The 10,565-nt window shown below is 69.2% G+C and carries 10 protein-coding genes; 6 read left to right on the forward strand and 4 right to left on the reverse strand.

All coding sequences use genetic code 11. The features are described from left to right. Positions 1 to 32: 32 nt before the first annotated feature. Positions 33 to 2,435: a DNA internalization-related competence protein ComEC/Rec2 gene (locus ASC91_RS05465; protein ID WP_235531848.1), complete on the forward strand. Its 2,403-nt coding sequence runs from the start codon at positions 33 to 35 to the stop codon at positions 2,433 to 2,435. Between the two features lie 45 nt (positions 2,436 to 2,480). After that, complete coding sequence (locus ASC91_RS05470; RefSeq protein ID WP_056193449.1) at positions 2,481 to 3,548, forward strand: cyanophycinase; 1,068 nt, start codon at positions 2,481 to 2,483, stop codon at positions 3,546 to 3,548. Here the strand turns inward: ASC91_RS05470 and mltB are convergent. The 4 genes from mltB to ASC91_RS05490 are packed head-to-tail and all read right to left on the reverse strand — an operon-like array spanning position 3,542 to position 8,482. Then, entirely contained in the window at positions 3,542 to 4,606 is a 1,065-nt protein-coding gene (gene mltB / locus ASC91_RS05475) for a lytic murein transglycosylase B (RefSeq protein ID WP_235531851.1), read from the reverse strand. The genes ASC91_RS05470 and mltB overlap by 7 nt on opposite strands. Continuing rightward, positions 4,603 to 6,624 (reverse strand): DUF3488 and transglutaminase-like domain-containing protein, encoded by a 2,022-nt coding sequence (locus ASC91_RS05480; protein ID WP_056193452.1) that lies wholly within the window; start codon positions 6,622 to 6,624, stop codon positions 4,603 to 4,605. The genes mltB and ASC91_RS05480 overlap by 4 nt, the downstream gene beginning before the upstream one ends. Then, on the reverse strand, positions 6,621 to 7,604 hold the full coding sequence (locus tag ASC91_RS05485) for a DUF58 domain-containing protein (protein WP_056193455.1): 984 nt from the start codon (positions 7,602 to 7,604) through the stop codon (positions 6,621 to 6,623). The genes ASC91_RS05480 and ASC91_RS05485 overlap by 4 nt, the downstream gene beginning before the upstream one ends. 50 nt (positions 7,605 to 7,654) lie before the next feature. Continuing rightward, complete coding sequence (locus ASC91_RS05490) at positions 7,655 to 8,482, reverse strand: hypothetical protein (RefSeq protein WP_056193458.1); 828 nt, start codon at positions 8,480 to 8,482, stop codon at positions 7,655 to 7,657. 99 nt (positions 8,483 to 8,581) lie between these two features. Here ASC91_RS05490 and ASC91_RS05495 point away from each other — a divergent pair, with 99 nt between their 5' ends. The 4 genes from ASC91_RS05495 (at position 8,582) to ASC91_RS28735 (ending at position 10,474) form a co-directional block, all read left to right on the forward strand. Continuing rightward, positions 8,582 to 9,118 (forward strand): CbrC family protein, encoded by a 537-nt coding sequence (locus tag ASC91_RS05495; RefSeq protein WP_056193460.1) that lies wholly within the window; start codon positions 8,582 to 8,584, stop codon positions 9,116 to 9,118. Next, positions 9,115 to 9,564 (forward strand): DUF5990 family protein, encoded by a 450-nt coding sequence (locus ASC91_RS05500; protein WP_235531855.1) that lies wholly within the window; start codon positions 9,115 to 9,117, stop codon positions 9,562 to 9,564. Before ASC91_RS05495 ends, ASC91_RS05500 begins: the two co-directional genes overlap by 4 nt. A 290-nt stretch (positions 9,565 to 9,854) precedes the next feature. Continuing rightward, positions 9,855 to 10,163 carry a luciferase family protein gene (locus ASC91_RS29255; protein ID WP_235531859.1) on the forward strand — a complete coding sequence of 103 codons (309 nt, stop codon included), beginning with the start codon at positions 9,855 to 9,857 and terminating at the stop codon, positions 10,161 to 10,163. Positions 10,164 to 10,318: 155 nt separating this feature from the next. Further along, entirely contained in the window at positions 10,319 to 10,474 is a 156-nt protein-coding gene (locus tag ASC91_RS28735; protein ID WP_082532451.1) for a DUF3096 domain-containing protein, read from the forward strand. The last annotated feature ends 91 nt before the right edge of the window (positions 10,475 to 10,565 follow it).

The following is a 10,565-nucleotide window of genomic DNA, read 5'->3' on the forward strand; positions in this document are numbered from 1 at the left end:
GCGTCCCAATAAGGCGGGACAGGGGAGGGGCATTGGCTCAGCGGCCGTGGGGCGTGCGCGAACTGGTGGCAACGGGCGTGGCCTGGCTGGCCGGCCTGGCCCTGCTGCAATGCTGCGAGCGACTGCCGATGGCGGCCGAATATGCGCTGCTGGTCTTGGCGTTCTTGCTGTTCCTGCTGCTGCACCGTCGCCATTGGCTGGCCTTGGCCGCAGCGGTCGCGGTGCTCGCATTCACACAGGCCGGGTTGCGCGCCGAGCTGCGCATGAAGCCCGAGCTGCATCCGGCCTGGGAAGGCCGCGATCTGGTGCTGGGCGGCCGCATCGATTCGCTGCCCATCGCCGTCACCGGCCAGGGGGGCGCGCCGGGTTGGCGCTTTGAATTTGCCGTGGACTCGGTCGGCGCAACGGGCACAGCGCTGCCGCCCGAAGTGCCGCGACGTTTGATGCTGTTGGCCTATGACTCAGCGCCCATCACTGCGGGCGAGCGCTGGCGCTTTACCGCCCGCCTCAAGCGCGCCCATGGCCTGGCCAATCCGGGCGGTTTCGATGTCGAGCTGTGGCTGTTCGAGCAAGGCCTGCGTGCCAGTGGCGTCGTGCGCACGGCCGAGCGATTGCAGGCGGCGCCCTGGTGGTCGCTGGACGCCGCGCGCCAGCGCCTGCGCACCGCCATCCGCGAACGCGTGGCCGACCCTGGTATGGCCGGCGTGCTGGCGGCGCTGAGCCTGGGCGACCAGAACGCCATTACCCACAGCGACTGGAATCTGTTTCGCGATACCGGGGTGAGTCATCTCCTGTCGGTCTCAGGAAGTCACGTCGTCCTGCTCGGTTGGCTGGCCTCTGCACTCGTCGCGCCGCTGTGGCGCCGCAGCCGCTGGCTCTGCCTGCGCATGCCCGCGCCCACGGCGGCACGTTGGCTGGGCGTGGCGGTGGCCTTCGTCTATGCGCTGTTCTCGGGCTGGGGCGTGCCGGCGCAGCGCACCGTCATCATGCTGGCCGCCGTCGCCGCTCTGCGCAGCCTTGGCCTGCGCTGGCCCTGGCCGCTGATGCTGCTGGCGGCCGCCGTCATCGTCACGGCAGCCGACCCCTGGGCGCTGATGCAGCCGGGCTTCTGGCTGTCCTTCGGCGCCGTGGGCCTGTTGATGGCGGCCGGCGGCGAGCACGCAGACGGCTGGCGCGCCAGATGCAAGGCGGCGCTGCGCACCCAGGCCATCGCGACCATCGGCCTCGCGCCGCTGAGCCTGATCTGCTTTGCGCAGCTCTCCGTCGTCGGCCTGCTGGCCAACCTCGTTGCCATCCCGCTGATCAGCTTCGTCATCACGCCGCTGGCTTTGCTGGGCGGCCTGTTCACGCCGCTGTGGGCACTGGCCGCCGTGCTGATGCAGGCCTTGATGGCCTGGCTCAAGCTGCTGATCGCCTGGCCAGCGGCGGTGTGGTGGCTGCCGGCGGCGCCACTGTGGTCACAGGCACTGGCATTGCTGGGCGCCGTGCTGATCGCACTGAGACTGCCCTGGCGGTTGCGCGCTGCAGGTCTGCTGATGACGCTGCCGCTGCTGTGGCCGGCCGTGCCGCGCCCACCTGACGGCGAGTTCGAACTGCTGGCGCCGGACATCGGCCAGGGCAACGCGGTGCTGGTCCGTACCCGTGGCCATGCGCTGCTTTTCGACACCGGCCCGGTTTATGCGCCGGGCTCGGACGCTGGCGAGCGGGTGCTGCTGCCACTGCTGCGTCGCCTGGGCGTGCACCGGTTGGACATGCTGATGCTCAGCCACCGCGATGGTGACCACGTCGGCGGCGCGGCGACTTTGATGCAGGCGCTCTCGGTGGGAGAGCTGCGCAGCTCGCTGGAGCCGGGCCATCCGCTGCTCGGCGTCGGGCTGCCCGTACAGCGCTGCGAAGCCGGCCAGACCTGGACCTGGGACGGCGTGCGCTTTGACGTACTGCACCCCACGCTGGCCCATTACGGGGGCGGCTTCCGGTCTAACGACCTGTCTTGCGTATTGCGCATCACGGCGGCTTCGGGCCGACGCGCGCTGCTGGCGGGCGACCTGGAGGCCGAGCAGGAGCGGCAGCTCGTGAAGCGCGAGGCTGATCTGCATGCCGAGGTGCTGCTCGTACCACACCACGGCAGCAAGACCTCATCCAGCGCCGAGCTGTTGGCCGCCGTTGCGCCGAGCGTCGGTGTCGTGCAGGCCGGCTACCGCAGCCGCTTTGGCCATCCCGCGCCGCCGGTGCTGGCGCGCTACCAGGCCGCGGGCATCGCCGTCGTTGCCAGCCCGGCCTGCGGCGCCTGGCGCTGGCAGAGCGCGACGCTCGAGTCGAGCTGCGAGCGCGAGCTTCGCCAGCGCTATTGGTTGGACCGCAGTCCGGTCATTTCGGGCCTGGACGGCCCTCTGGTTGAAGAGGCGCCAACGGCCGAGGCCGAGCTGGCCTTCTGACGCCGGGGCTGCCACACTCGCCCAGCCATCACCTGGGAAAATCACATGAAGCGCTTGGATATCTGGGCCCGTCGCATCGTCTCGTTGGGCCTGCTCTGCGTGAGCCTGGCCGCCGCAGCGGGCGGTGGCAGTGCCGGCAGCGGCGCCAAGGCCACGGCCGGCAACAAGGACTACGACCTCTACCGCAGCGGCAGCGCCGCCGATGCGCTGCCTCCCCAGCCAGCGAGCAACCAGCTCGTGCTGATGGGCGGTGGCCTCGACGTCGACGACGCCTTCCGCGCCATGATCGCCAAGGCGCGTGGCGGTACGGCGGCCAAGGTCGACGTTGTCATTCTGCGCACCTCGGGCGCCGACGGCTACAACGCCTATCTGATGGCCATGGACGGCGTCGACTCGGTCGAGTCCATTGTGCTCAAGACACGGGCCGGCGCCAGCGCGCCCGAGGTGCTGGACCTGGTCGCTCGCGCCGACGTGCTGTTCATCGCCGGTGGCGACCAGTCCACCTATATCGCCCAGTGGGCTGGCACACCGCTGGAGGCCGCGATGAAGGCAGCGGTGGCGCGCAAGGTGCCCTTTGGCGGCACCAGCGCCGGCTTGGCCGTGCTCGGGCAGTTCGACTACTCGGGCGCCAACCAGTCGGTGTCGTCGGCCACCGCCATGGCCAACCCCTATGACCGCGGCGTCACGCTGGACCGCAGCTTCCTGAATGCGCTGCCGCTGATGGCGAACGTCATCACCGACGCCCACCTCGTCGCTCGCGACCGCATGGGCCGCCTTGTCACCTTCCTGGCTCGCCTGTCGGCTGACGGCTGGGCCGGCTGGCAGACGCTGCGCGGCATCGGCGTGGATGAGCAGACGGCCGTCGTTGTCGACGGCGATATCGCCACCGTCATGGGCAATGACGACGGCCTGGGCGGCCGCACCGGTCGCGCCTACTTTCTCAAGCCGACGCTGGCGCCGACGACGGTGCAGGCCAGGAAGCCGCTGACCTTCCGCAGCCTGCAGGTCGAGAAACGCACGGCCGGCGGGCAATACAACCTGGCCACTTGGCCGACCGTGTCGCCGTATTTCATCTCGGTGGAGACGGGCGTGTTGATGCCCAACCCCTACTGAGCTTTGGAGGCTTGGCGCGCCCGGGCCACGGCCTGGCCGAGCTCGATGACGGCCAGCGCGTAATAGGCCGACCAGTTGTAGCGCGTGACCGTCCAGAAATTCTGCGTGCCCAGCAGCACGGTGGTCGGCTTCTTCGGCCCGTTCTGCAGCTCGATGACGGCCATGGGGCCATCGTGGTCGAGTGCGGCCTTGGAGGGCAAGGCGCCGGCGGCGCTGAGGTCGGTGGCGGTGAAGCTGGGCTTGATGTCCGGCGCCAGCAGGCGCGCCCGCTCGCGGCGGTCAGCGGGCAGTTTGACGCTGTAGTGCGTCGCCTCGCCGGGCTTCCAGCCGTACTCGGACAGGTAGTGGGCCACGCTGCCGATGGCGTCCACCGGGCTGGCGATCAGGTCGATGCGGCCATCGCCGTCGAAATCCACCGCATGCTGGCGCCAGCTGCCGGGCATGAATTGCGGCCAGCCCAGGGCCCCGGCATAGCTGCCGCGCACCTCGCCGGCGTCCAGGCCGTTCTCGCGACAGAGCTTGAGGAACTCGGCCAGTTCACTGCGGAAGAAGGCCTGGCGTTCGGCGGCGCGCGGGTGCTCGGTGGGAAAGTCGAAGGCCAGCGTCGCCAGCGCGTCCAGCACCTTGAAGCCCCCGGTGATGCGGCCATAGAAGGTCTCGACGCCAATGATGCCGACGACGACCTCGGCCGGCACGCCATAGGTGCTCTCCGCTCGCGCCAGCGCGGCCTCGTGCTCGGCCCAGAAAGCCACGCCGGCGTCCAGGCGCCTGGGCTCGATGAAGCGGTCGCGGTAGGCCGTCCAGTTCTTGGCTGTGCCGACGGCCGCCGGCAGGATGAGCTGCCGCACGCGCGGCAGGTCCAGCGCCTGGCTGAGCTGCTCGCGCAGCGCGGTGGCGTCCCAGCTTTGCGATGCCGCAAGCTCGTCGGCAAAGGCGACGAGGGCGGGGCGGTTGCCCAGCGGTTCAGGAGGCGGCGCCGGCTTGGCGTGGCGGGGTTTGGCGTGGACGGCACAAGCCAGCAGCAGGCCGGCCAGCAGGGGGAGGTATCGGAAATTCACGGCTGCAGCATACGGGCCGCGGCGCGGAACTCGCCCCAGGCGGGCGCCGATGCGTCAGGGGCGTAGCGCGAGCGCTCCAGCTTCTCCAGCCACTGCGCGGCCGGCTCGGCCTTCTGGCCATGCTGGCGGCGCAGCGCGCGCGCCCAGGCGGCCGGACTCTCGTGGGCGGGGATGCTCACGCCCGCACGGGTCAGCAGGGCGGCTATGCGCGCCCGCTGGCGGCTCCAGGCGTCGTGCGGCCGGCTGCTCCAGCGTATCCAGGCGGCGCCTGCCACGGCCAGCACGAGGATGACGCCGGCCAGGGCCTGGCCCAGCGCCGTCCAGTCGGGTTGGCTGAAGCCCAGGCGCTTGAGCAGGTCGAACTGGTTGTCGCGCGAATAATTCAGCACCAGTTGCTGCCAGCGGTTGTTGACGGTCTCCCAGCCATTGCGCATGGCCCGCCACAGCGTCGGGTTGAACTGGCCCAGCACGCCGGGCTGCGGCCGCAGCGCCAGGCCCTGGGTGACGCGGTTGGGCGCCACGGCGGCGGTCGGGTCGCTGCGCACCCAGCCGCGGCCTTCGACCCAGAACTCGGCCCACGCATGGGCATTGGCGTTGCGCACGACCTGATAGCCGTCCTGGGGTTCGGCGTCCCAACCCTGGAAGCCGGTGACGATGCGCGCCGGCACGCCCATGGCGCGCATGACGACGACGAAGGCGGAGGCGAAGTGCTCGCAGAAGCCCAGTCGCCGGTCCAGCCAGAACTCGTCGATGACGTCGGGCGAGGTCTCGCCATAGCGGCCGGGGGTCAGCGTGTAGGTGAAATCCTGGCTGCGTATGTGCTCAAGAAGGGCTGCGGCCAGAGCTTCGGCACGCGGGCCTGGCCCCAGCGTGGCAAAGCGCGCCTCGCCGGCCAGCAGCTCGGCCCAGGCACGGGTGCGCGGATTGAGACCGGCGGGCAGGTCGAGGTCGGTGGTCAGTTGCAGGCGGTTGCGGCGCTCGCCGGCCCGCCAGGCCGTGTGGGCGCTGGTTGCCACCCTCAGCCTCTCGGTGATGGGGCGTGGCGACAGCCATTGCAGCTCGGGCCCGCGCACGACGGTCAGGTCGGTCAGGTTCAACTCGCTGCCGACGCCGCCTGGGCTCATCTCCAGCAGGGGCAGCACCGAGATGCGCAGCGGCTCCAGCGTCATTTCATAGCGCAGCGCCGGGCCGGCCGTGGCCAGGTCGTCGCGGCCGCGCAGCCAGCTCTGGCTGGAGCGGGAGTCATAGGCGCGCCAGGTCTTGCCGTCGAAGCGGGTCAGCACCGGGCCGCGGAAATAGCGCTGGTCGGGCGGCGGCAAGGCCCCCTCGAACTTCAGCCGCATCGCGATGCTCTCGTCGTTGGCGATCTCGTTCATCGCGCCGAACTCGAGCTGGTTGGACAGGCCCGTGCGGCCGATGGCCTCGGTCGGCACGCCCCACAGCGGCGCGATGCGCGGGAACAGCACGAAGAGCAGCACCATGACGGGCAGGCCCAGCGCCGTGGTGCCGGCAGCGTGCCTTGCCGCGATGCCGATGCTGGGGATGCCCGTGGGCATCTGCGCCAGCACGACGGCGGCCAGCAGCCCCCACAGCGACGCCAGTGACCAGACCGCCATCAGCAGCGACTGCGAGTACAGGAACTGCGTCAGCACCAGGAAGAAGCCGAGGAAGAAGACGACGAAGGCATCGCGGCGCGCGCGCAGCTCCATGGTCTTGAGCGCCATCAGCATGACCAGCAGCGTGATGCCGGCCTCGCGGCCGATCAGCGTGCGAAAGGTCAGCCAGGTCAGGCCCGTGTAGACCGCGATGACGGCGGCCAGCCACCAGCGCCCAGGCAGCGGCCGCTGGCGCCAGGCCAGCGAGGCGCGCCAGGCCAGCACGACGGTGGTCAATGCGCTGCTCCACCAGGGCAGGTGGTCGGCATGCGGCGCGATGACGGCCGTGATGACGCCGAGCAGGAAGAAGCTGTCGCGCGCGTCACGCGGCAGGCGGGCCCACCAGGCAGCTAAACCATTCATGCGTCAAACCCCGCGAGGGCTTCGAGGCAAGCTTGGCGGTGGGCCGCCCCGAGGGAAGGCGTGAGGTCACGCCCCGCCATGCGCAAGCCATAGGGCTGGCCCAGGCGTTCAGCCGCCAGAACCCAAGCGGCCAGGCGCGACAGGCGTGCCTCGACATCGCGACCCTGGGTGTCGCGCCAGTCCAGCCACAGGTCCTGGGCCAGCGGCGCCTCGGTCTCGCGCACCCACAGCGGCAGGCCCTGGTCCAGCGCCAGCGCGGACTTGCGCCACAGGATCTGCTTCATCGAGTCGCCGCGGCGGTAGCTGCGCACGCCGGAGAAATCGGTGCCGCTGGAGGACTGGCGTGTCGACGCGGCTTCGCCAGCGCCTGCCTCGGCCTGGGTGGGGAAGGGCGCCAGCACCTCCTCGGCCCGCGGGTAGACCCAGACCTTGGCTGCAGGCCGCCAATAGCTCCAGGCGCGGAAGAAGCCGAGCGGAAAGCGTGTCGTGACGATGAGGCGGGGCAGCTCGCGCAGGCCACGCTTGTCAGCCGGCAGGCGCAGTTTCAGCACTGCATGGCCCAGGGCCGGCACGTCGATCCAGGCCGGCTCGGTGGCGCCGCTGTCGAGCTGCGCGCTGACGGCGATGCCGAAGCGCGCGCTGCCCGGGTTGTGCAGGCGCAGCTCCAGCGCGTACTCGTCACCGGCGTGCACGCCCTCAGGCGCCTTCAGATCCATCTGCAGGCCGCGCAGGTTGGCGTGGGTGGTGTGCATGGACGCCAGGCCCGCGCCGGTCAGCGCAAAGGTCAGCGCGTAACCCAGACTCAGCTGCTCGTTGATGCTGGCCAGCAGCAGCACGCCCAGCGTGCCGCAGAAGGCCACGCCGGCCCAGGTCGGCACGATGTAGACGTTGCGCTGCGTCGTCTGGTGGGTGTCGGCCGGCGACTGGCGGGCCTGCCACCAGGCTTGCCAGCGTTGGCGCAGGGCTTGGACGGGAGCCATGGGTCAGAGGATACGTGGGGTTCGCAAGCCTCAGCGTGACCTGGGGGTGTTCAGAAAGGTGCTTGCGCTTCCTCGACAGGGTGGGGCGAGGACGGCTGTGGGCGAAGCGCTGCCAGTTCCTGCCGCAACGCCGCGTTCTCGGCTTCAAGCGCCGAGACCCGCTGGCGCAGCGCTTCCATCGTGGGTTCCGGCGCGGAGGCTTCTGCCGTATCCAGCATCGGGTCGGCCGCGGGCGGCTTGCGCTTGGTCTCGCGCACGCGCTTGGCTGCCTGCTTGAGCTCTTGCGCACCGGCCGCCGCAGCGGCTGCCTGCTCCTCGGCCGGCAAGGTGGCGACGGCCGCGGCCGCGTTGATCGAGATCGCGCCGGCCTTCACCGCGGCAACCACCTCGGGCGTGGCCTGCTTCTGGATCTTCTCGATCATCACCACCTGGTTGCTGCTCAGGCGCGCGGCCTTGGCCAGGGCTTCGCGCGTTTGCAGGGCGTCCTGGGCGGGTGCCGGTGCCGCTGCCTGGGCGACAGGCTCAGCCGCTTCCACAGCGGCGCTGCGCGCACGCCGCTCGGCCACGATCTCGCGCTTGCGCAGCGCCAGCACGCCGCGCTGGAAGTCCGAGATGCTGCGCCGGCCCAGGTGCTGGTCGATCATCCACAGATGCACGTCCTCCATGGACTTGAAGCGAGGGTTCTGCACCGTCTGGAAGGGCAGCCCGTGCTTGCTGCAGATGCCGTAGCGGTTGTGCCCGTCCACCAGCACGTCGCCCCACAGCACCAGCGCATCGCGGCAGCCCTCGGCCAGGATGCTGCGCTCCAGGGCCTCGTGTTCCTCCGCCGTCAATGGGTCGATGTAAGCCTTGAGTTCTTCGTTGACGACGATGTCCATGGAGCCGGGTGCAGGGAGCTGGCAAAAGGGTGCGGATTCTAGAGAGCCTCAGCATGGGCCTGGGCGGCGAGCCAGAATCCAGTCTCACACGGAGTACCGATGGACAGCGACCTTCCCCATTTCCGCTACCACCCCGACCCGATGGCTACCGGGGCCATCGAGCCGCGACGGGTCCAGTGCGCCTGCTGCGGCCAGGCGCGCGGCTTCGTCTACGTGCAGCCGGTCTATGCGACCAGCGAGCTGGACGAGAAGCTGTGCCCCTGGTGCATTGCGGATGGCTCGGCGGCGAGCAAGCTGGGCGCGAGCTTTTCGGACGCGCATCCGCTCCAGCAGGCGGGGCTGGCGCAGGAGATCGTCGACGAGGTGAGCCTGAGGACACCGGGCTTCTCGTCCTGGCAGCAGGAAGAGTGGCTGGCTCATTGCAACGACGCCTGCGAGTTCCGCGGTGATGCGTCGGTGCAGGACGTGGAGCGTGCGAGCGAGGCCACCAAGGCGGACTGGCGGCAGCACTACGGGCTGACCGAAAAGGACTGGGCCCGCGCGACCGAGGACTACGAGCCCGCGGGCGACAACGCGTTCTACAAGTTCATGTGCCGGCACTGCGGCGTGGTGCGGCTGGGGTGGGATTGCTCGTGAGCGAACGCTTGGCTGCACCCAGCCTTCGCATGCGGATCGTCGTCGTCGATCCGCCGCCTGGCGTCAGCTTCGCCGTGCAGCGCGGCAAGTCCGAACTGCTGGCGCCGTTGGCTGAGCGGGGCGAGACGATCCAGTTCGAGTTGTCGCTTCGCCTGGGGTTGCCCTTGCCGGATGGGTCAGTCAACTTCCTGGGCGAGTTCGCTCAGGGCACGCCCGCGGATCGTTTCGTCTACCTCAACTCGGGCGCTCTCGCGGGACAGCCGGGCTCCAACTGGACGCGCCGCGCCAAGTTGAAGCTGGCTTCCATTCCCCGCGAGGTCGTGGAGGCCGTGTTGGCTTCCAGTGCGGGCGCCATCGAGGCCCGTGTCCTTGGCACCATGGCCGATGGCGGCCCCATCTGCGCTTCGGTGAAGCCGCACGCGGTGGTGTGGAGCCAGGTGGCCTGACCTGGCGCCAGAGAGGTCGGCTGGCAAGCGGTCACCGGATAGCCAACCAGCGCGCGGGCCTCGGGCAAACAACTTGGTATGGCCGTCATGCAATGTGAAGCAGTCACGCGCACTTCGGTCGCATGGGCATGCGCAGGCCGGATTCGGGTGCGGCAAGTGGTTGGGCAGCGCGGTAGCTGTCATCCGGGAATGCCGGGTCGGTGACCCGCTCCCGGCCATGAGCAGTCAGTTGCGAACGACGGCTTTCAGGTAGGCTCTCCACGCAACTTCGATGTCGGCACCACGTGAACATGCTCAAGCTGAAACTGCTTCAGTCGCTTGTCTCTATCGAAGGACTAGCTGCCGAACCGTCTCCTGTCTCGGGTGGTACAGCTCTATTCTTTAGGGGAAGGGAGTTTGCGCACTTCCACGACGACCATGAACTCGACCTGAGACTCACAAAGAAGGTCATCCGCGCGTTGGGTCTCTCCCATCCAGCCGGCTCCGTTCACCATCCGACCCGTTCTTCGTCCTCGCCTTGGATCGAGGTGCGCTTCCATACCGATGCTGAGGCAGAGCGTGTCGCCGAACTGGTCAAGGTCGCCATCGAGCAGCTATGAGCAGTCCAACGGCGGTTTCAGCTTGCAGGGATCTGAGCGGATGCTCGGCATCGGCCAGGAGACGCCGCTGACGATCGGCAGCTTTCGGGTAGGCTGAAGTGCATGCTTGGCGATGCTCTTGTCGTCGAGGCCGTGCGATAACCAAGGAAATTTCTATGAATCTCCATCTCGGCCTTGCCCCGATCATCTCCCTGCTCGCCGGCATCCTGATCCTCGTGGTTCCCAGGTTGCTCAACTACATCGTCGCAATCTACTTGATCGTGATCGGGCTGATCGGCTTAGTGGGCGCCGGTCAGATGCACCTGGGTTAGCGGAGTAATCGGCCCGCCTCGCCCGCAAATCGTCCGGAAGAAACACCTGGCGCAGTGCGCTGCATCGTGGCACGGTGGAACGTGGCGCCGG

Source organism: Pelomonas sp. Root1237, from assembly GCF_001425055.1.
GTDB lineage: Bacteria > Pseudomonadota > Gammaproteobacteria > Burkholderiales > Burkholderiaceae_C > Pelomonas.

Coding starts and splice junctions, on each gene's coding strand:
- ASC91_RS05485 (WP_056193455.1), bottom strand. CDS start 7,604: ATGGCTCCCGTCCAAGCCCTGCGCCAACGCTGGCAAGCCTGGTGGCAG.
- ASC91_RS28735 (WP_082532451.1), top strand. CDS start 10,319: ATGAATCTCCATCTCGGCCTTGCCCCGATCATCTCCCTGCTCGCCGGC.
- ASC91_RS05495 (WP_056193460.1), top strand. CDS start 8,582: ATGGACAGCGACCTTCCCCATTTCCGCTACCACCCCGACCCGATGGCT.
- ASC91_RS29255 (WP_235531859.1), top strand. CDS start 9,855: ATGCTCAAGCTGAAACTGCTTCAGTCGCTTGTCTCTATCGAAGGACTA.
- ASC91_RS05490 (WP_056193458.1), bottom strand. CDS start 8,482: ATGGACATCGTCGTCAACGAAGAACTCAAGGCTTACATCGACCCATTG.
- ASC91_RS05480 (WP_056193452.1), bottom strand. CDS start 6,624: ATGAATGGTTTAGCTGCCTGGTGGGCCCGCCTGCCGCGTGACGCGCGC.
- ASC91_RS05470 (WP_056193449.1), top strand. CDS start 2,481: ATGAAGCGCTTGGATATCTGGGCCCGTCGCATCGTCTCGTTGGGCCTG.